Origin of the sequence: Amphibiibacter pelophylacis (genome assembly GCF_037688875.1) — a bacterium.
Lineage (GTDB): Bacteria > Pseudomonadota > Gammaproteobacteria > Burkholderiales > Burkholderiaceae_C > Amphibiibacter > Amphibiibacter pelophylacis.
On the sequence record NZ_JAWDIE010000017.1, the window covers coordinates 1 to 21,296 of the forward strand.

Below are 21,296 nucleotides of genomic sequence, written 5' to 3' on the forward strand. Positions count from 1 at the left end.
CCGCCTTTAATTCACCCTTTCGGCCTGAAGGTGCGCCGATATACTGCCTCTCGTTTCGTCTGGATCGGTCATGTTGCCCCCTGATTCCTTGTCTTCTGCCCCCTCTTCCGCCACCGCGCCGGCCAGCCTGACCGGCGCGGCGCGGGTGCTGGTCCATGCCGGGCTGCTGGATGAAACCCGCGCCCTGCAGGCGCAGGCCGAAGCGCAGGCTGGCGGCACGGATCTGCTCTCGGTGCTGCTGCAGCACGGCTGGATCACGGCGGCGGCGGCGGCGCATGGGCTGTCGCAGACGCTGTCGCTGCCGCTGCTGGATCTGGATGCACTGTCGGCCGACCGCCTGCCGCGCCATCTGATCGACAGCCGCCTGGCCGAGCGCTACCGCCTGCTGGCGCTGGGGCGGCGCGGCAACACGCTCTTTGTGGCCGGATCGGACCCGACCGACCGCGAGGTGGTTCAGCGCCTGAAGTTCACCACCCAGCTGCTGCCCGAATGGGTGGTGGTCGAACACGACAAGCTGCTGACCGCGCTGCGCCGTCAGCAGGAAGAAATATCGTCCGACAGCGGCAGCATCGCCGAAGTCCAGCTGGAAGAACTGGGCGGCGAGACCAGCAGCCAGTCCGGTGCCGCCACAGTAGACGCCCGGGTCGATGCCGATGACGCGCCCGTGGTGCGCTTCCTGCAGAAAATGCTGGTGGACGCCATCAACCTGCGCGCGTCCGACCTGCACTTCGAGCCCTACGAGCACCAGTACCGCGTGCGCTTTCGCATCGACGGCGAGCTGCGCGAGGTCAGCAACCCGCCCGTGGGCATCCGCGAACGTCTGGCGGCGCGCATCAAGATTCTGGCCCGCATGGACATCGCCGAGCGGCGGATGCCGCAGGACGGGCGCATGAAGCTGCGTTTTGGCAGCAAAACGGTCGATTTCCGCATCAGTACGCTGCCCACGCTGTTCGGCGAGAAAATCGTCATCCGCGTGCTGGACGCCAGCGCGGCCACGCTGGGCATCGATTCGCTGGGCTACGAACCGGCCGAAAAAGCCCGCCTGCTGGACGCCATCCGCCGCCCCTACGGCATGGTGCTGGTTACCGGGCCCACGGGCAGCGGCAAGACGGTGTCGCTCTACACCTGCCTGAACCTGCTCAACAAACCCGGCGTGAACATCGCCACCGCCGAAGACCCGGCCGAAATCAACCTGCCTGGCGTCAACCAGGTGAACGTGAACGAGCGCGTCGGGCTGACGTTTGCCACCGCCCTGCGCTCCTTCCTGCGCCAGGATCCGGACATCATCATGGTGGGCGAGATCCGCGATCTGGAAACCGCCGACATCGCCATCAAGGCGGCGCAGACCGGCCACCTCGTGCTGTCCACGCTGCACACCAACGACGCGCCCAGCACACTGTCGCGGCTGCTCAATATGGGCGTGGCGCCGTTCAACATCGCGTCCAGCATTCTGGTGATCACGGCGCAGCGCCTGGCGCGCCGCCTGTGCGAGCGCTGCAAGGAGCCCGTCACCCTGCCCGACGCCGCGCTGCTGGACGCCGGTTACACGCCGCAGCATGTGGCACAGGGGCTCAAGCTCTACCGCCCTGTCGGCTGCCCGGAATGCAACCAGGGCTACAAAGGCCGCGTGGGGCTCTACCAGGTCATGCCCATCAGCCCCGAGATCGAGCGAATCATCCTGAATCACGGCTCGTCCAGCGACATCGCCCAGCAGGCGCGCCGCGACGGCGTGCGCGACCTGCGCCAGTCGGGGCTGGTCAAGGCCGCGCGGGGCGTGACCTCGCTGGAAGAAGTCCTTAGCGTCACCAATACCGCATGAGCCCGATGAGCTTCGCCCCTTTCCCGACGCGCGTTCTGGCGCCGTCCGTTTTTCAGCCGCAGCAGCCAGGAGCCTGACCATGGCGACCGCAAAAACCGCTTCCGTCCCCATTTTTGAATGGGAAGCCAAAGACCGCAACGGCAAGACCGCCCGGGGCGAGATGCGCGCGGCGACCGACGCCGTTGTCAGCGCCAGCCTGCGCCGTCAGGGCCTGAACGTCGTCAAGGTCAAAAAGCGGCGCATGAGCCGCATGGGCAGCATCAAATCCAAAGAGCTGACGGTGTTCACGCGCCAGATGGCGACCATGGTGCGCTCGGGCGTGCCGCTGCTGCAGGCTTTTGACATCGTGGGACGCGGCAGCGCCAACCCGCGCCTGGGCAGTCTGATCAACGACATCCGCATGGACATCGAGACCGGCACCAGCCTGTCGCAGGCCTTTCGCAAGCACCCCAAATACTTCGACGCGCTTTATTGCAATCTGCTGGAGGCGGGTGAAACCGCCGGCATCCTGGACACCGTGCTGGACCGCCTGGCCATCTACCAGGAGAAATCGCAGGCGCTCAAATCCAAAATCAAATCGGCGCTGATGTACCCGGTGGTTGTGCTGCTGGTGGCCTTCATCGTGCTGGCCGTCATCCTGATCAAGGTGGTGCCGGCCTTCAAGGACGTGTTCACCTCGTTTGGTGCCGATCTGCCTGCGCCGACGCTCTTCGTCATCGCCATGTCGGAGTTCTTCGTCGCCTGGTGGTGGGCGATTTTCGGCGGGCTGATCGGCGGGGGTTTCCTGCTGTACAACGCCTGGAAAAAATCGGAGAGCCTGCAGTACGCGGCCGACCGGGCGCTGCTCAAGCTGCCGGTGTTTGGCGACCTGGTCTACAAATCGGTGGTGGCGCGCTGGACGCGCACGCTGTCCACCATGTTCGCCGCCGGTGTGCCGCTGGTCGAGGCGCTGGAATCGGTGGGCGGGGCCTCGGGCAACGCGGTCTTCATCAAGGCCACCAAAGGCATCCGCGAAGAGGTCGCCACCGGCATGCCGCTGGCCTCATCGATGATGGCCAGCAACGTCTTTCCCAACATGGTGCTGCAGATGGCGTCGATTGGCGAAGAGGCCGGATCGCTCGATTCCATGCTGAGCAAATCGGCCGATTTCTACGAGGAAGAGGTCGATGACATGGTCAAAGGCCTGACCGCGCTGATGGAACCCATCATCATCGTCATCCTGGGCGGCATGATTGGCGGTATCGTGGTGGCCATGTATCTGCCCATCTTCAAGCTCGGGGCCGTGGTGTGACCTCTGTATTGGACGCCCTGGCCCAGCTGGCCGGTCTTTCTGGCCTGCTCAACCCGTGGTTCCTGGCCCTGATCGGGCTGTGCGTGGGCAGCTTTGTCAACGTGGTTGTCCACCGTCTGCCGCAGCGCATGGACCAGCACTGGTGGCAGGCCACGCGCGACCAGCTCGCCGACGCCGACGCCTGGCGCCACTTCTTTGGCCACGATCCGGCCGCCGCCATTGCCCCAGCCCACGACGCGCTGGACCAGGCGCTGGCCGCGCGCGCCGTGCCGGGCCTGGCGCGGCCGCGATCGCGCTGCCCACACTGCGGCCACGCCCTGGCCTGGCACGAGAACCTGCCGCTGATCGGCTGGCTGCGCCTGCGCGGGCGCTGCGCGCACTGCGGCGAGCGCATCGCGCTGCGCTATCCGCTGGTCGAAGCCGGCATGGCGCTGGCCTTTGCCGCGACCACGCTGGCTGTCGGCGAAGGGCCACTGGCGCTATTGTGGTGCGCGGTGGTGGCGGTGCTGATCTGCGCTGCGCTGATCGACTGGGACACCACGCTGCTGCCCGACAGCCTGACGCTGCCGCTGCTGTGGGCGGGTCTGCTGGCCGCGCTGGCCGGCTGGACGGTGCCACTGCCCACGGCGCTGGTCGGCGCTGCCGCCGGTTACGGTGCGCTGTGGAGCATCTTCTGGATTTTCAAGCTGCTGACTGGCAAGGAAGGCATGGGCTACGGCGATTTCAAGCTGCTGGCCGCCCTGGGCGCCTGGCTGGGCTGGCAGGCGCTGCTGCCGGTGGTGCTGATGGCGTCGGTGCTGGGCGCGGCGGTGGGGATTGCGCTCAAGCTGCGCGGTGGGCTGCGTCACGGGCCTTATGTGCCCTTTGGCCCCTTTCTGGTCGGCGGGGCCTTGGCCGTTTTGTGGGCGGGCATGCCCCGCGTCATGGATGTGATGGGCTGGGCCTGACCATGACCGCGCCGTTGAAAATCGGGCTGACCGGCGGCATAGGCAGCGGCAAATCCACCGTCGCGGTCCTGCTGGTCGAACTCGGCGCCACCCTGATCGACACCGACGCGCTATCGCGCGAACTCACCGCGCCGGGCGGCGCCGCATTGCCCGCCATCGAAGCGGCCTTTGGGGCGCAGGCCATCAAAAACGGCGCGCTGGACCGCGCCTGGATGCGCCAGCAGGTTTTTGCTGACCCGCACAAGCGCCAGCAGCTGGAAAGCATCCTGCACCCCATGATCCGCGCGCGTACCGACGCGGCCTACGCCGCTGTGCAGGACAGTGCCCGCGGGGTGGTCTTTGACGTGCCGCTGCTGGTCGAAAGCGGCACCTGGCGCGAGCGCGTGGACCGCGTCTGGGTCGTCGATTGCCCGCAGGATGTGCAGGTGCGCCGCGTGCAGGCGCGCTCAGGGCTGGATGAGGCGACCATTCGCGCCATCATCGCGCAACAGGCCACGCGCGAGCAGCGCCGTGCCGTCGCCGACGCCGTCATCGACAACAGCCGGGACGACCCCGACGCGCTGCGTGCGCGGGTGCAAAAGCTGTGGGAGGCGCTGCCACTACAATCGTGACATCGAGTGATTCGCCAAGGAAAAGCCATGTCCGATTGCGCCCGCCCCATCAGCCGCCGCCAGGCCCTGACCACCACCGCACGCGGCCTGCTGGGCAGTTACACCGCGCTGGCGGGACTGAGCTTCGCCACACAGGCCCACGCCGACACGCCCAAAGACACGCTGGTCGTGGCCTTCGCCTTTGACGACGTGATCACGCTGGATCCGGCGGAATCGTTCGAGATCTCCACCGCCGAATTCCTGGGCAACGCCTATTCGCGCCTGGTGCGGCTGGACCGCAAGGACACCTCGCGCGTCAAGCCCGACGCGGCGCTGTCGTGGACGGTGGGCGCCGACGGCAAAACCTACACCTTCAACATCCGCCCGGGGATCAAATTTGCCTCGGGCAACCCGCTGACGGCGGCCGATGTGGCCTGGTCGCTGCAGCGCGCGGTGCTGCTCAACAAATCGCCCGCCTTTATTCTCAACCAGTTCGGCTGGACCAAAGACACGGTGAAAGACCGTATCACGGCCACGTCGCCCATGGTGCTGACGCTGGTGACCGACCAGACTTACGCGCCCAGCCTGGTGCTGAACTGCCTGACCTCGACGGTCGGCGCGGTGGTGGACAGCAAGCTGCTGCAGTCGCAGGCCCAAGGCGAGGACATGGGCAACACCTGGCTGAAAACGCATTACGCCGGATCAGGCCCTTTCCGCATCCGCGACTGGCGCGCCAACGAGATTCTGGTGCTGGAGCGCAACGACGGCTGGCACGGCGGCCGGCCCAAACTGGCGCGGGTGATTTTCCGGCACATCAAAGAGTCCAGCACCCAGCGCCTGCTGCTGGAAAAAGGCGATGTCGATGTGGTGCGCAACCTGACCCCGCAGGATCTGGAGGCCATCGCCAGCAACCCGCAGATCCAGACCACATCGGCGACCAAGGGCACGGTGTACTACATCGCCCTGAACCAGAAAAACCCCATTCTGGCCCAGCCCGAAGTGCGCGAGGCCATGAAGTGGCTGGTCGATTACGACGGCATCGGCAAGACGCTGATCCGCGGCATCGGCACCATTCACCAGCAGTTTCTGCCCAAGGGCATCCTGGGCGCCAGCGAGGCCAAACCCTTCCGCCTGGACGTGGACAAGGCCAAGGCGCTGCTGGCCAAAGCCGGGCATCCGGACGGTTTCCCGATCACCCTGGACGTGCGCACCATCCAGCCCAACCAGGGCATCGCCGAGGCTTTCCAGCAGACGGCCAAGCGCGCCGGGGTGGACATCCGCCTGGTGCCGGGCGACGGCAAACAGGTGCTGACGCGCATGCGCGCCCGCGCCCACGACATGATCATCAGCAACTGGGGCGTCGATTACTGGGATCCGAACAGCAACGCCGACACCTTCACCAGCAACCCGGACAACAGCGACGGCGCCGCCAACAAAACCCTGGCCTGGCGCAGCGCCTGGGACATCCCCGAGCTGACGCGCCAGACCAAGGCCGCTGCGCTGGAGCGCGACAGCGCCAGACGCAAGGCGCTGTACGGCAAGCTGCAGGCCGAGTTCACGCGCAGCAGCCCCTTCGTGATGCTGTACCAGACGGTGGAAGTGGCCGCTTTCCGCAAGGGCCTGCAGGGCTTCTCGCTGGGCCCGAGCATGGAAACCAACGAGCTCGATCCCGTCGCCAAATGAGCGCCCTGGCCGCATGAAGGCGCTGCTGCGCCTGCTGGTCTCGCTGGTGGCCACCCTGGCGGGGCTGCTGGCGGTGACTTTCTTCATCGGGCGGATCGTGCCGTTTGATCCGGTGCTGGCCGTGGTCGGCGAGCACGCCTCGGCGGAAACCATCGTGCAGGTGCGCACGCAGATGGGGCTGGATCTGCCGCTGGGCCAGCAGTTTCTGAACTATCTCTCGCAGATCGCGCACGGCGATCTGGGGCGTTCGCTGCTCACCGGCAACCCGGTGCTGCAGGATCTGGGCCGCGCCTTCCCGGCCACGCTCGAGCTGGCCACCGTCGCCATCCTGATCGGCGTGCTGGCTGGCGTGCCGCTGGGCCTGTGGGCCGCCGTGCGCCAGGGCAGCTGGGTGGACCACACCGTGCGCGTGCTGGGCCTGGTCGGCTATTCGGTGCCGATTTTCTGGCTGGGCCTGATGGGTCTGGTGCTGTTTTACGCCCACCTGGGCTGGGTGGCCGGGCCGGGGCGGCTGGACATCAGTTACGAGTACGTCATCACGCCCGTGACCGGGCTGATGCTGGTCGATACCCTGCTGGCGGGCGACTGGGGCGCTTTTGGCAATGCGGTCTCGCACCTGATCCTGCCGGCCGGGCTGCTGGGCTATTACTCGCTGGCTTACCTCAGCCGCATGACGCGCTCCTTCATGCTGCACGAGCTGGCGCAGGAGTACATCGTGACCGCGCGGGCCAAGGGCCTGTCGGAATCGCGCATCATCTGGCGGCACGCGCTGCGCAACGCCGCCGTGCCGCTGGTGACGGTGATCGCGCTGTCTTACGCCGGGCTGCTGGAGGGCTCGGTGCTGACCGAAACCGTCTTCGCCTGGCCGGGCCTGGGGCAGTACATCACCAACTCGCTGCAAAGCGCCGACATGAACGCCGTGCTGGGCGGCACGCTGCTGGTGGGCGCGCTGTTCATCGCTTTGAACCTGGTCTCGGACCTGCTTTACCGCAGTCTGGACCCCCGCACCCGGCAGACCGCATGACCGCCACAGCCCCCTCCACCCCGCCCGCGCCTGCAGCCACCGCCGACCACGGGCTGATCGCCTGGCTGGACAGCGCCGCCCCGGCCTCGCGCTGGCAGGCGGCCTGCGGCCAGATGTGGTGGCGCTGGCGCCTGCTGGTGGCCAACCGCCTGGCGCTGCTGGGCCTGGTCATCGTGCTGGGGCTGCTGGCCGTGGCACTGCTGGCGCCCTGGCTGGCGCCGCATCCGCCGCTGGCCGGCGATCTGTCCCTGCGCCTGCAGCCGCCCTCCTCCACCTACTGGCTGGGCACCGACGACCAGGGGCGGGACATCCTCTCGCGGCTGATCGCCGGATCGCGCACCACGCTGTACGTGGTGGCTGTGGCGGCCGTGCTGTCGGCGCCGCTGGGCGTGCTGATCGGGGCCGTTTCGGGCTACGCGGGCGGCTGGCTGGACGCGGTGCTGATGCGCCTGACCGACATCTTCCTGGCCTTTCCGCGCCTGATCCTGGCGCTGGCCTTTGTGGCCGCGCTGGGCCCGGGGCTGGACAACGCCGTGATCGCCATCGCCATCACCGCCTGGCCCCCCTATGCGCGCCTGGCCCGCGCCGAATCGCTGGCGCTGCGGCGCAGCGATTTCATCGCCGCCAGCCGCCTGCTGGGCGCCAGCCACACGCGCCTGGTGCTGGGCCACGTGCTGCCGCTGTGCCTGCCGTCGGTGCTGATCCGGGTGACGCTGGACATGGCCGGGATGATTCTGGCAGCGGCGGGCCTGGGCTTTCTGGGCCTGGGCGCGCAGCCGCCACTGCCCGAATGGGGCGCCATGATCGCCGCCGGGCGCCAGTTCCTGCTGGGCGCCTGGTGGGTGGCTGCAGCGCCTGGCGCGGCGATTTTCATCGTCAGCCTGGGCTTCAACCTGCTGGGCGACGGCCTGCGCGATGCGCTGGACCCGCGCGCCCAGCAGCGGGGATGACGCCATGAAGCCCACCGCGACCCCGAACGCACGGCCCCTCCTGGACGTGCAGGATCTGCACGTCGCCTACCCCCAGCGCCAGGGCGGCTGGAACGAGGTGGTGCGCGGCGTCAGTCTGACGCTGGGCCGCGAGCGCGTCGCCCTGGTCGGTGAATCGGGCTCGGGCAAATCGCAGACCGGGCGCGCCATCCTGGGCCTGACGCCGCCGCAGGCCCGCGTGCGCGCCAGACATCTGGCGCTGCAGGATCAGGATCTGCTCGCCCTGCCGCCCGCCGAGCGCCGCCGCCGCTGCGGGCGCGACATGGCCATGATCCTGCAGGACCCGCGCTTCTCGCTCAACCCGGTCATGCGTCTGGGCGACCAGATTCTGGAGACGCTGCAGACGCATCGCCCGCAGCCCGCGCGTCAGGCCCGCGAGCAGGTGCTGGAAGCGCTGGCCGCCGTGCAGATCGACCGCCCCGAGCGCGTGGCGCGCCTCTTCCCGCACGAGGTTTCGGGCGGCATGGGCCAGCGCGTGATGATCGCCATGATGCTGATCGCCCGCCCGCAGCTGCTGATCGCCGACGAGCCGACCTCGGCGCTGGACGTGTCCGTGCAGCTCGAAGTGCTGGCGCTGCTGGACGATCTGGTCGGCCGTCTGGGCATGGGGCTGCTCTTTATTTCGCACGACTTGCGCCTGGTCTCCAGCTTCTGCGATCGCGTGCTGGTGATGTACGCCGGACGCATCGTTGAATCGCTGCCCGCCAGCGCGCTGCACGAGGCGCGCCACCCCTACACGCGCGGCCTGCTGGACTGCCTGCCCCGCCTGGGCCAAACCCGCCGCCCGCTGCCCACCCTGAGCCGGGATCCTGCATGGCTGCGCTGAAACCCTCCCCCACCGGCCTCCAGGCCGAAGCCCTGAGCGTGCGCTTTGGCGATTTCCAGGCGGTGGAGAATGTCTCGCTGCGCGTCGAGCCGGGCGGCAGCCTGGGGCTGGTCGGGGAATCGGGCTCGGGCAAATCGACGGTGCTGCGCGCGCTGTGCGGGCTGGTGCCGCTGCAGGCCGGGCGCATCGAAGCGCTGACGGCGCAGGGGCCGCAGCCCTGGCCGCTGGCGCAGGGTCGGCGCAGCGCCGCCACCGTGCGCGCAGCGGCGCGTCTGGTGCAGATAGTTTTCCAGGACCCCTACGCCGCGCTGCACCCGCGCCACACGCTGGACCAGATGCTGTCCGAGCCGCTGGCCATCCACGGCCTGCCGCGCAGCGGCGCGGCGGTGGTGCAGGCGCTGCAGGAGGTCGGGCTGGATGCGTCCTTCCGCTTCCGCTACGCGCACCAGCTCTCGGGCGGACAGCGCCAGCGCGTGGCGATTGCCCGCGCGCTGATGCTTCGCCCGCCCATCCTGCTGCTGGACGAGCCGACCTCGGCGCTGGACGTGTCGGTGCAGGCCGAGATCCTCAACCTGCTCGACGCCCTGCGCCGCCAGCACGGCCTGACGCTGCTCATGGTCAGCCACGATCTGGCCGTGGTCAGCCACCTGTGCCGCCGCGTGGTGGTGATGCGGCGCGGTCAGGCCGTTGAAACGCTGGACACCGCCGATCTGGCCCACGGCCAGGCGCAGCACGAGGACACGCTGGCGCTGCTGCGCGCAGCGTCGGGCTACCAGCGCGACCGCTGAGGCAGGGGCTCAGGCCGATCCGGAACCTCATCCCCCAGCAGCCTCACCCCGGCCTGATCCAGTACGCGGCGTGCGGCGGGCGCGACGCGGTCTACGGCGCGCAATGCCAGCACCTTGCCCGGCCAGGCCGAAGCCAGCACCTGGGCCATGCCCCGGCCCAGTTCGCTCACGCCGTGAAAGCGCACGCGCAGTCGCGCATCCAGCAGCTGGCGCACCGCGCCAGAGGCCAGCGACTGCAGACCCCACAGATCGACTTCCAGCCCGCGCGCCGTGGCCGCCAGCACCGCCGCCATCGGCGCGTCCAGCACCGCCGTGTCGTGAAACAGCACCGGCGTGGCCGACTGCTCCAGCAGCGCCTGCGCGCCCGCGCCCAGGCGTGGCACGTCGGCGACCTGCACCGGCTCGTCGGGGTGGGTGGCGACCAGCACGCGGGCCATGCTGTGCGTCAGCAGCGGCACGCCGCTGAAGCGCACAGGCGCGCCGTGCGCGGCCAGCAGGGCTTCGGCTTCCGGGCCAAACTGCTGCACGCCCTCCAGCAGCAGCGGCTGCCCGCCGTGGGTGGCGCACATGACGCGGGCCATGGGCAGCGTCAGGCGCTCGGTCTGCGCGAAGCTGACGCGGGCGCGTCCGGCCAGCAGGGCCTGCGCGCTATCCCCATCCAGCTCGCGCGTGCCCAGCAGGGTCAGGGTGTCCAGATGCCCGGCCAGCGGCGCCAGCAGCGCAGCGCGCGGGCTGGTGCAGCGCACCGTGAGATCGCGCAGCGCACCGCAGATCAGGCCCAGCACGTCGCCGTCCTGCAGGGCATCGAGCGCAGGCAGCGACAGGTGCGTCTCGGTGGCCAGCAGGGCGATCTGCTGCGGATCCAGCTGGCTGACGCTGACGGTGAGCGCCCGGCCCCGGGCCAGCGGCGAGCGCGGCACCGTCCAGCCAGACTGCGGCGCGCGGCCGGTCAGCCAGCGACAGAAACCGGCGTAATCGTCCAGGGGAACATCCAGGCGGGATTCGCTCATGGGGGGATTCAGGGGGCGGATTAGGGTTAACCCATACTAGCGTGACAGGAGGGCCGAAGACCGCGCCGGTCGCCGCTGCCGGGGCCGCCAGGCGTGCAAATTGCCCGACTCCGGCCAGTTCATCGTCCAGGGTTTTCCCGCCTGGTCGCCCACGCGGATGCCCCTGACAATCGGCGCACCCCTAGTCAGCCTTGCGGCAGGGCCCAGCACACCTCCTGGACCCGGCCCACGCGGAGATCACACAATGAACGCCCCCCACCCCCTGCGCGATCCGGCCCCGGCCGCGCTGTCCCTGGACGACAAATACACCCTGCAGCACGGCCGCGCCTTCATGAGCGGCATCCAGGCCCTGGTGCGTCTGCCCATGCTGCAACGCCAGCGCGACCTGATGGCCGGTCACAACACCGCCGGTTTCGTCAGCGGCTACCGGGGTTCCCCCCTGGGGGGCTATGACCAGGCGCTGGTCAAGGCGCAGAAATACCTGGACGAGAACCATATCGTCTTCCAGCCCGGCGTCAACGAAGACCTGGCTGCCACCGCCGTGTGGGGCACCCAACAGCTGGGCTATCTCAACCCCGGCCAGCACAAGTACGACGGCGTTTTTGGCCTGTGGTACGGCAAAGGCCCGGGCGTGGACCGCAGCGCCGACGTGTTCAAGCACGCCAATATGGCGGGCACCACGCCGCTGGGCGGGGTGGTGGCGGTGGCGGGCGACGACCATGTCGCCAAAAGCTCGACCGCCGTGCACCAGAGCGATCACATCTTCAAGGCCTGTGGCCTGCCGGTGTTCTTCCCGGCCAATGTGCAGGAAATTCTGGACCTGGGCCTGCACGCCTTCGCCATGAGCCGCTTCTCAGGCGTCTGGACCAGCCTGAAAACCATCCAGGAAGTGGTTGAATCCAGCGCCGCCGTCGAAGTCGATGCCGACCGCGTCAACATCATCCTGCCCGATGATTTCGAGATGCCGCCCGGCGGCCTGCACATCCGCTGGCCCGATTCGCCGCTGGATCAGGAGGCGCGTCTCTTCAATTACAAGTGGTACGCGGCGCTGGCTTACGTGCGCGCCAACCGGCTCAACCACAACGTCATCGAAGGCCCGAACGACCGCCTGGGCCTGATCGCCAGCGGCAAGGCCTACAACGACACGCGCCAGGCGCTGATGGATCTGGGCCTGGACGACGCGGCCTGCCGCCGCCTGGGCATCCGCCTGCACAAAGTCGCCGTGGTCTGGCCGCTGGAGGCGCAGATCACCCGCGAATTCGCCACCGGCCTGAAGGAAATCCTGGTCATCGAAGAGAAGCGCCAGGTCATCGAATACCAGCTGAAAGAAGAGCTTTACAACTGGCACCCCGACATCCGCCCCACCGTGGTGGGCAAGTTCGCCGAAGGCCAGGGCGATGGCGACAGCGGCGGCGAGTGGTCCATGTCCAACCCCAGCGCCAACACCCTGCTGCGCGCCACGGCCGACCTGAACCCCGCGCTGATCGCGCAGGCCATCGCCGCTCGCCTGAAAAAGCTGGGCGTGGACGGCGACGAAGCGGCGCGCATCGACGCGCAGATCGCCATCCTCAAGGCCAAGGAAGAGGCTCAACTCAGCCGCAGCGACCCCGCCGCCGAGCGCGCGCCCTGGTTCTGCCCGGGCTGCCCGCACAACACGTCCACCAAAGTGCCTGAAGGCTCGCGCGCGGCGGGCGGCATCGGCTGCCACTACATGGCGACCTGGATGGACCGCAGCACCATGGGTTTCACCCAGATGGGCGGCGAAGGCGTCACCTGGGTGGGTCAGCAGCCGTTCACGCGCGAAGCGCATATTTTCTCCAACCTGGGCGATGGCACCTACTTTCACAGCGGCCTGCTGGCCATCCGCCAGAGCATCGCGGCGGGCGTCAACATCACCTACAAGATTCTCTACAACGACGCTGTCGCCATGACTGGCGGCCAACAGGTCGGCGAGCGGCCCGAAGGCCACAGCGTGCTGCAGATCGTGAACAGCCTGCTGTCGGAAGGCGTCACCGAGCTGGTCATCGTCACCGACCAGCCCGACAAATACCGCGCCACCGCCCTGCCCGGCGGGATCAAAGTGCTAGCGCGCACCCAGTTCGATGCGGTGCAGGAGCGCCTGCGCCGCGTCAAAGGCACCACCGCCCTGATCTACGACCAGACCTGCGCCACCGAAAAACGCCGCCGCCGCAAACGCGGCACCACCGCCGCCAGCACGGTGCGCACGATGATCAACCCGCTGGTCTGCGAAGGCTGCGGCGATTGCGGCACGCAGTCCAACTGCCTGAGCATCGAACCGCTGGCCACGCCGCTGGGCACCAAGCGCACCATCAACCAGAACAGCTGCAACCAGGATCTGCGCTGCGTCGATGGCCTGTGCCCCAGCTTCATCACCGTCGAAGGCGGGCGGCTGAAAAAGGCGCAGACCCAGTCCATGCCCACCCCGCAGACCCTGCAGGAGCGCTTTGGCGCCCTGCCCGCGCCGCCCGACGCCTCGGTCCAGGCGCTGCAGCGTGGCCGCGTCTGGGGCGTGCTGGTGGCGGGTGTCGGCGGCACCGGCGTCATCACCATCGGCCAATTGCTGGGCGTGGCCGCGCACATCGAAGGCAAGGGCATCGTCACCCAGGACGCCGCCGGTCTGGCGCAGAAGGGCGGCGCCACCTGGAGCCACATCCTGCTGGCGCAGGACCAGGACAGCATCCTGTCCACCCGCGTGGGCACGGCTGCCGCTGATCTGGTGCTGGGCTGCGACCCCATCGTCACCGCACACCCGGAAACCCTGGCGCGCGTGCTGCCCGGCCGCACCCGGATCGTGCAGAACACGCACACCGCGCCCACCGCCGAGCTGATCCACAACCGCGACTGGCAGGCGCCGGGCGATCCGTGCATCGAGCAGATCCGCGCCGTCGCAGGCCAGCAGGCCGTCTGCACCTTCGATGCCCACGGCATGGCCCAGAAGCTGATGGGCGACAGCATCTACACCAACCCCATCGTCATGGGCTACGCCTGGCAGATGGGCTGGCTGCCCGTGGGGCTGGACGCGCTGGACCAGGCCATTGCGCTCAACGGCGTGGCCATCGAGGCCAACCGCACCGCCTTCGCCTGGGGCCGCTGGGCCGCGCTGCAGCCCCGGGCCGTGGCCGAACTGCTCAAACCCGCGCCCGCGCCGCAGGCCGTGGTGCTGCAGGGGCCGCTGGCAAGCCGTCTGACCGAGGGCGCGCTGGACGAGGCCATCGCGCTGCGCCGCCAGTTCCTGGTCGACTATCAGGACGAGGCCTACGCCCGCCGCTACAGCGACACCGTGGAGCAGGTCGCCGCCGCCGAAACGCAGGTGCCGGGGGCCGCCCGCCGCCTGGAACGCAGCGTGGCGCTGGCGCTGTTCCGCCTGATGGCGATCAAGGACGAGTACGAGGTCGCCCGCCTGCACCGCGATCCGGCCTTCCAGGCGCAGATCGCGCAGCAGTTCGAGGGCGATTTCCAGGTCTTCCACCACCTGGCGCCGCCGGGGCTGTCGCGCAAAGACGCCAAGGGCCGCCCCATCAAGCGCCGCATCGGCCAGGCCACGGCGCAGAAGGTGTTCGACCGCCTGATCGCGTTCAAGTCGGTGCGCGGCACCTGGAAGGACCCGTTTGGCTGGACCACCGAGCGCCGCCGCGAACGCGCGCTGCGCGAGCAGCTCTTCGCCCTGATCGCCCACTGGCTGCGCCGCCTGCAGGCCAGTCCCGACGAGGCCACGCTGACCGCCGCCGCCGACAGCATCGCGCTGGCGCAGCAGGTGCGCGGTTACGGCGAGGTCAAGGACAAAGCCATGAGCGCCGTCGAACTGCAGTGGCGCCAGACGCTGGCGGGCACGTGAACAACAGCGGGGCCTGATGGGGCGCTGATGGGGCGCAGGTGCGGGCGCTGATCCCCTGAACGCGGGCGGCCCGTCAGCATCCTGTCAATTTGTCACAAATAGAATGGGCATATTGACCATTCCGCCTGAGCTGACTGGTTTGTTTTTCCCCAGCCACGGACCTGTCATGCGCCCCAATTCCGGAAAACCGTCTCCTGCCGCTGTCACGCCTGCTGGAATGGCTGAATCGGCTGAATCGGCTCAAGCGGGCGTTCAGCCGCCCATGAAGCGGCGCCATTTTCTGGGCCTGTCCGCCGGAGCCGCCGGTCTGGGCCTGGGCCAGGTCACCGGCCTGGGTCTGCTGGGTGCCAGCCTGAGCGCCTGCGGGGGCGGCGATGACCTGGCGGCCGTCGGCAGCGACCGGGCACAGCTTCAGGCCGCGACTCCCGCTGCTGCGGGGCCCCAGCGCTACTACGTGCTGGTGCTGGCGGGCGAGGCGAACATGCAGGGCTGGGGCAGCCACCTGCCGCAGCCGGAGGGCATCGATGCGCCCCACCCGCGCATCCGCCAGCTCGCCCGCCGCCGCACCGTATCCCGTGGCGGCCCGGCCTGCGCCTACAACGCCCTGATTCCGGCCGACCACTGCCTGCATCATCTGGACGACGCCGACAGCTACACCCACCCGCTGGCCCTGCAGGAAGCGCTCAAAAGCGCCCAGCGCAATCTGCTGGACAACGGCAGTTTTGAACTCAGCGCCGTGGCGGCTGCCGCGGCACAGGCCGGTTTCGAGACCGATTACACCCGCGCGTCCGCCGTCACCGCCCCGGGACAGATCGCGCTGACCGCAACGCCGCCCACCGACTGGGGCCTGGGGGCCACCGTCGGACGCAACGGGCGCAGCGACGCTTTCCTGATGGTGGATTCCAGCAGCGACAGCCGCAAGGCCTTCTGGAAACAGACGGTGGCGCTGGAGCCGGGCAAAACCTATGCGCTGTCGTTCTGGGTGATGACGAACTTCAACCCGCCCACGCTGCAGCTCAGCGTCAACGGCAGCGCTGTCAGCAGCCAGGCGCTGGGCGCCAGCCGGGGCTGGGCGCCGGTGCAGTTCGAGTTCACCGCCACCAGCCGCAGCGCGACACTGGCCCTAAACAACCTCAACACCCGCGCGCAGGGCAACGATTTTGGTCTGGACGACCTGACCCTGGTGCAGACCGGCGCCTGGCTGTCGCCCAACCTGATCCGCAATGGCGATTTCGCCCAGAAGCCGGTTTATGCCACCCCGTACACCAGCGATTACGCCCTGCGCAACCAGGCCGAGGGCACGGGAACCTACGGCGTGGTCGCCGCTCCGCCCGCGGGCTGGGGCATGGGCGCTACATCGGCGCGCGATGGCCAGAAGTTCCTGATGGCGGACGGCGCGGCCGACGCGCGCAAACGCATCTGGTCGCAGACCGTGGCGGTGGAAGCGGGCGCCACCTACCGTTTCAGCTACTGGATCTGCGCGGGGCAGCTCAATACGCCCATCGTGCAGCTCGTGGTCAATGGCCAGCCTTTCGGCGCGGCCTACAAAACAACACCCGGCATGCCCTGGACGCAGGTCACGCAGAGCATCACCGTGCCAGCGGGCACACGCCAGCTCAGCCTGGCCCTGCAGGATCTGGTCACCCCTGCGGTGGGCAACGATCTGGGTCTGGACGATTTCCAGCTGGTGCGCACCAGCGACCTGCCTACGGTGGACACGCTGGCCAATTACGGCCTGCCCGGCCCCGGGCTGCAGATTGCCCGGCAGCTGCTGCCCTATCTGCCCGACAACACCGGCCTGCTGCTGGTGCCCTGCGCCCGCAGCGAATCCGGCTTTTCGGGTGCGGATGCCGCGTGGACAGGGGGCAGCGATACCCGCTCGACGCGCTGGGGCGTCAGCGGCGGCATGAACGCGGGCGGGCGCTCGGGCCTGTACATGGATCTGCTCTCGCGCACCCAGACCGCGCTGCAGATGAACCCGGGCAACCAGCTGCTGGGCGTGATCTGGATGCAGGGGGAGAGCGATCTCGGCCAGACCGGACACAGGGAAGCCTTCGAAGCGCAGCTGGCCACCTTCCGCGCCGACATGGCGGGCTTTGACGCGCAATGCGTCACCGGCAGCGCAGCCACAGTGCCGTGGGTGTGCGGCGACACGCTATCGGCCTACGGCGAAGGAGAACTCGCCAGCCCGGCCGCCTACGACGCGGTCTACGGCAACAGCTACGCGCGCTCACGCCAGAACGGCGTGGCCTTCGTGCGCTTCATGCACCAGGGCGCCGATGGCGTTTCCGGCGCCGTCACGCCGTCGGGCCGCTACGACCAGGACCCCGACCGCCCCGATGCGGGCTACATCGGCTCGTCGCACTGGGCGCCCGGCAGTCGCGTGACCGACAGCAAGCGCTATTTCTCGGGCTGGTCGCAGATCACCCTGGTGGCGCCGCGTCTGGCCACCGGCCTTGTGGCCGAAACCTGGCGCCAGGACAGCACGCACAGTGCCCTGCGCTACCCGGCCTGGCTGAGTGCCCTGCCCGGCAGCCCGGCCGCCGTGCCCATCGACGCGCCCTGGGGCCCCGACGACGTGGCCGTGCTGATCTGCTGCGGTCAATCCAACTCGGTGGCCATGGCCGCCCTGTCGGCCGCAGACCGCACCCCCGCCAATGCGCCGCTGGCCAACGTCTTCATGCTGTCGCGCTCTGCCAACACCAGCTACACAAACAACGACGTGGTCTGGGCCCCTCTGGAGAGCGACAGCGGCCAGTCCCGCATCGGCTCGGGCCGCGACATCTGGCAGGGCGACCGCATCATGAGCCGCAACAGCGCCACCGTGCCGCACCTGGTGGGAAAAATGTGGCAGGCCGAAAAATCCCGCAACCCGGGTCTGCCCGATCTGTACTGCATCCACATCGCCGTCTCCAGCATGGGCATCGCCCTGAGCAACCTGGTCTGGGCCGGACAAACGGCCGCCAGCAACGGCTGGGCCCCGGAGCTGCCCGACAACGACACCACCTCGCTGTATCACCTGAGCGTCAACCTGTTCCAGAAAGCGATCAGAAACCTGATCCGCGCTGGCAAGCGCCCGCGCCTGATCGGCGTGGACTGGAACCAGTGGGAGCAGGATGCGCAGATTGCGGCCAACAGCATCCCCGGCGGCGTGATCAACCAGTACCCGGCCAACCTGCAGAAAATCGTCGACGGTTTCTCGCGCGCCACCGGGGCGCCCGACCTGCGCTTCTTCCTGCACTACCCCCGGGCCACGGCGGCGTCCTACAACAGCAAGCTCATGGCCTTCCAGTTTGACGAGATCGTCCGCCGCGACCCGCAGCGCTACTTTGTCATCAACAGCAAAGACCGGCCCGCCGGCACGGCCGAGTTCAGCGGCGACGGCGTGCACTACAGCGCCAGCACCTACCGCTGGTTCGCCGATGTCATCTTCAACCGGGTGATCCGCGACGGCCAGCGCGGGGTGGTGCCGCGCCTGGGTCTGGTGACCTGAACGGCGCTGCAGCGCATCGCCGGCCGCATCTGGACGAGCCGCGCCTGGCCCGATCTGCCGCTGGATCCGGGCACCAGCGCACTGCGCCGGCTACAAAACCAGGATGAATCAGTCCGTCCGGTTCAGAACAGCGCCATGCTGAGCTTGCGGCGGTACTGCTCCAGCACCGGGTCGGCCTTCTCGAACACGGCGTGGCCCGAAAGCTGCAGCGCTTTTTCAGGCGCGGCGGCGGCTGCGGCAGGCATACCGGCCTTGCCGGTCTGGCCCGACGGACCCGGCTGGCCCGATGCACCCGGCTGGCGCTTGGGCGCAGGCGGCGTCATGAACTCCAGAATCGCGACGTACGTGCGGCGCGCCAGATCGTCCTGCCAGGTCTTGTCGCGCAGGATGATTTCCAGCAGCTCGTCCATGGCCTGCGTCCACGCCTGCGCCAGCAGGTGGTGCTGGGCCAAGGCGTAACGGGCGTCAAAATCGCGGCGGTTGCTGGCGAGGCGCGCCTCAAGATCAGCCACGGGGGGCAGGCTGGGCTCCGCCTGCAGCGCGGCCAGCCAGTGCTGGACGGCGACCAGACGCTGGTCCAGCAGCACTTTGGCGTCGGCACGCGCCTGCACGGGCTCGAACAGCAGCCGCGCCTGCGCGCCGCGTCCGGCCTTGAGCAGCGCCTGGATGGCCAGGGCGCGATCCGAATCGCTCTCGGGCTGGCTGTGTACGGCGGCCAGAAGGCGCTCCAGCTCGGCGTTTTGCGCGTCCTCGGGGCTGAGTTCGGGCGCGGGCGCTTCGGGCTCAGCGTCCAGCGGCGGGCGGGCCGTCACGTGCTTGTCCAGGAAGGTGCGCAGCTGCGCCTCGGGCACCGCGCCGACAAAGCCATCGACCGGCTGGCCCTGCGAGAACATCACGCAGAACGGGATGCTGCGCACGCCAAACATCTGGCTGAGCTGTCCGGCGATCTCGGGCTCGTCGTCGCTATTGAGTTTGCCCAGCACGAAAGCGCCGCCGTATTCGGCCTCCAGCTTTTCCAGCACAGGCCCCAGGCTTTTGCACGGGCCGCACCACGGCGCCCAGATGTCCAGCAGCACGGGCTGCACCATGGAGGCCTGGATCAGATCCGCTTCAAGATTGTGTTTGGTAATGTCTAGCATGGCGAAGAAGGCAAGAGGCTGAAGGGCTTGCGCCGCTGCCGCAAAGGCCGGGGGCGCAGGCTTTAGAATGGCACCGGGCTTCGCCGTCGCGGAGCACAGGCAAGGACTTATTGCGCATGAACGCACAACACCCCGCCGTGGGGCTGGTGATGGGCTCCAGCAGCGACTGGGACACCATGAAGGCGGCCGCCCTGATTCTGGCGGAGTTTGCCATACCTTTTGAGGCCCGCGTGGTCTCGGCCCACCGCATGCCCGACGCCATGTTCAACTATGCCGAAAGCGCGGCCGCGCGCGGCCTGCAAGCCATCATCGCCGGTGCGGGCGGCGCGGCCCATCTGCCAGGCATGCTGGCCTGCAAGACGACGGTGCCCGTGCTGGGGGTGCCCGTCGCCAGCCGTCACCTTCAGGGCGTGGACTCACTGCATTCCATCGTGCAGATGCCCAAGGGCATCCCCGTCGCCACCTTCGCCATCGGCACGGCGGGCGCGGCCAACGCCGCCCTGTTCGCCGTCGCGATGCTGGCCCGGCACGACCCGACGCTGCACACCGCGCTGGAAGATTACCGCGCACGCCAGACCGCCGCCGCCACCGCCATGAGCGCGGAGCTGTCGCTGTGAGCCGCGAGCGCACCGTCGGCGTGATGGGCGGCGGTCAGCTTGGCCGCTACTTCGTGCAGTCGGCGCAGCGCCTTGGGCTGGACACCGTGGTGCTGGACCCGGTTCCGGGCGGCCCCGCAGGCGCCATCGCCCACCAGCAGATCACCGCCGCGTACGACGACACCCGCGCCTGGGCCGACCTGGCGCGCCGCTGCTGCGCCGTCACCACCGAGTTCGAAAACGTCCCCGCAGACGCCCTGCGCTGGCTGGCGGGCAACACCAGCGACCCCACCCGCGTGGCGCCCGGCGCCGACGCTGTCGCCATCAGCCAGGACCGCCTGCGCGAAAAAACCTTCTTCGCCGATTGCGGCCTGCCCACCGCGCCCTGGGCCGCGCTGAAGGCCAGCGCGGACACCGCACAGCGGCAGACCCAGCTGGATCAGGCGGCAGGCGCCGTCACCTTCCCGGCCCTTTTGAAAACCGCGCGACTGGGCTACGACGGCAAAGGCCAGATCAGCGTCAACAGCGCGGCAGACTTGGCCGCCGCCTGGGCGCAGCTGGGCCACGCGGACGCCATCCTGGAGCAGCGCCTGGCACTGCAGCAGGAGATCAGCGTGCTGGTGGCGCGCGATGCGCACGGCGCCAGCGTGTGCTGGCCGGTACAGGTCAATCACCACCACGGCGGCATTCTGGCGCACACGCGCGTGGGCTTCGCGCTGGTCGCGCCCGCGCTGGCGGATGCGGCGCGCGACGCAGCCCGGCGCATCGCGCAGGCGCTGGATTACTGCGGCGTGCTGTGCATCGAATTTTTCTGCGTGGCCGACGCCGCAGCCCCGGGCGGACAGCGTCTGGTCGTCAACGAAATGGCGCCGCGCCCGCACAACTCCGGCCACTACAGCATCGATGCCTGCGATATGTCGCAGTTCGACGCGCAGGCGCGCGTGCTGGCCGGCTGGTCGCTGCCCGAGCCCCAACTGCTGGCCCCGGCGGTGATGCTCAACCTGCTGGGCGACGCCTGGTGGGGCGCCGACGGCCGCCTGCGCGAGCCCGACTGGTCCGCCATCATGGGCTGGGGCGGCGTGCACCTGCACCTTTACGGCAAGAAAGACGCCCAACCCGGCCGCAAAATGGGCCACATCACCGTGACCGCGCCCCGGGCGGCCGACGCCCAGGCGCGCGCCAGCCAGATCGCCCGCCATCTGGGCCTGGCGGGCATGGAGAGCCTGCACGATGCCGCCTGAGGTC

15 protein-coding genes are annotated in these 21,296 nt (G+C 68.9%); 13 read left to right on the forward strand and 2 right to left on the reverse strand.

Features of this window, described 5'->3' with window-relative positions; genetic code table 11:
* Positions 1-70: 70 nt before the first annotated feature.
* The 9 genes from pilB (at position 71) to RV045_RS10845 (ending at position 9,957) form a co-directional block, all read left to right on the forward strand.
* On the forward strand, positions 71-1,819 hold the full coding sequence (gene pilB, locus RV045_RS10805) for a type IV-A pilus assembly ATPase PilB (RefSeq protein ID WP_423235799.1): 1,749 nt from the start codon (positions 71-73) through the stop codon (positions 1,817-1,819).
* Between the two features lie 79 nt (positions 1,820-1,898).
* Positions 1,899-3,110: a type II secretion system F family protein gene (locus RV045_RS10810; RefSeq protein ID WP_423235800.1), complete on the forward strand. Its 1,212-nt coding sequence runs from the start codon at positions 1,899-1,901 to the stop codon at positions 3,108-3,110.
* 26 nt (positions 3,111-3,136) lie between these two features.
* The gene (locus RV045_RS10815; protein ID WP_423235866.1) at positions 3,137-4,057 is read left to right on the forward strand and encodes a prepilin peptidase; all 921 of its coding nucleotides are present in this window, start codon (positions 3,137-3,139) and stop codon (positions 4,055-4,057) included.
* A 2-nt stretch (positions 4,058-4,059) separates the two neighbouring features.
* Positions 4,060-4,668 carry a dephospho-CoA kinase gene (gene coaE / locus RV045_RS10820; protein ID WP_423235801.1) on the forward strand — a complete coding sequence of 203 codons (609 nt, stop codon included), beginning with the start codon at positions 4,060-4,062 and terminating at the stop codon, positions 4,666-4,668.
* Positions 4,669-4,695: 27 nt separating this feature from the next.
* The gene (locus tag RV045_RS10825; RefSeq protein WP_423235802.1) at positions 4,696-6,330 is read left to right on the forward strand and encodes an ABC transporter substrate-binding protein; all 1,635 of its coding nucleotides are present in this window, start codon (positions 4,696-4,698) and stop codon (positions 6,328-6,330) included.
* A 13-nt stretch (positions 6,331-6,343) separates the two neighbouring features.
* On the forward strand, positions 6,344-7,354 hold the full coding sequence (locus tag RV045_RS10830) for an ABC transporter permease (RefSeq protein ID WP_423235803.1): 1,011 nt from the start codon (positions 6,344-6,346) through the stop codon (positions 7,352-7,354).
* Positions 7,351-8,304, forward strand: coding sequence for an ABC transporter permease (locus RV045_RS10835; RefSeq protein ID WP_423235804.1), 954 nt, complete (start codon positions 7,351-7,353; stop codon positions 8,302-8,304). Before RV045_RS10830 ends, RV045_RS10835 begins: the two co-directional genes overlap by 4 nt.
* A 4-nt stretch (positions 8,305-8,308) precedes the next feature.
* The gene (locus RV045_RS10840; RefSeq protein ID WP_423235805.1) at positions 8,309-9,169 is read left to right on the forward strand and encodes an ABC transporter ATP-binding protein; all 861 of its coding nucleotides are present in this window, start codon (positions 8,309-8,311) and stop codon (positions 9,167-9,169) included.
* Positions 9,157-9,957, forward strand: a complete 801-nt coding sequence (locus RV045_RS10845) for an ABC transporter ATP-binding protein (RefSeq protein WP_423235806.1) — start codon at positions 9,157-9,159, stop codon at positions 9,955-9,957. Before RV045_RS10840 ends, RV045_RS10845 begins: the two co-directional genes overlap by 13 nt.
* Here RV045_RS10845 and RV045_RS10850 read toward each other — a convergent pair.
* The gene (locus tag RV045_RS10850) at positions 9,939-10,967 is read right to left on the reverse strand and encodes a hypothetical protein (protein ID WP_423235807.1); all 1,029 of its coding nucleotides are present in this window, start codon (positions 10,965-10,967) and stop codon (positions 9,939-9,941) included. The genes RV045_RS10845 and RV045_RS10850 overlap by 19 nt on opposite strands.
* Positions 10,968-11,211: 244 nt before the next feature.
* Between RV045_RS10850 and RV045_RS10855 the strand changes: the two genes are divergently transcribed.
* A complete protein-coding gene (locus RV045_RS10855; RefSeq protein WP_423235808.1) occupies positions 11,212-14,823 on the forward strand; it encodes an indolepyruvate ferredoxin oxidoreductase family protein in 3,612 nt (1,203 codons plus the stop codon).
* 166 nt (positions 14,824-14,989) lie between these two features.
* A complete protein-coding gene (locus RV045_RS10860) occupies positions 14,990-18,316 on the forward strand; it encodes a sialate O-acetylesterase (RefSeq protein ID WP_423235809.1) in 3,327 nt (1,108 codons plus the stop codon).
* A 122-nt stretch (positions 18,317-18,438) separates the two neighbouring features.
* Here the strand turns inward: RV045_RS10860 and RV045_RS10865 are convergent, their stop codons facing one another.
* Positions 18,439-19,455 (reverse strand): tetratricopeptide repeat protein, encoded by a 1,017-nt coding sequence (locus RV045_RS10865; protein ID WP_423235810.1) that lies wholly within the window; start codon positions 19,453-19,455, stop codon positions 18,439-18,441.
* A 116-nt stretch (positions 19,456-19,571) separates the two neighbouring features.
* Here RV045_RS10865 and purE point away from each other — a divergent pair, with 116 nt between their 5' ends.
* Entirely contained in the window at positions 19,572-20,072 is a 501-nt protein-coding gene (gene purE / locus RV045_RS10870; protein ID WP_423235811.1) for a 5-(carboxyamino)imidazole ribonucleotide mutase, read from the forward strand.
* Positions 20,069-21,292, forward strand: a complete 1,224-nt coding sequence (locus RV045_RS10875) for a 5-(carboxyamino)imidazole ribonucleotide synthase (RefSeq protein WP_423235812.1) — start codon at positions 20,069-20,071, stop codon at positions 21,290-21,292. The genes purE and RV045_RS10875 overlap by 4 nt, the downstream gene beginning before the upstream one ends.
* The last annotated feature ends 4 nt before the right edge of the window (positions 21,293-21,296 follow it).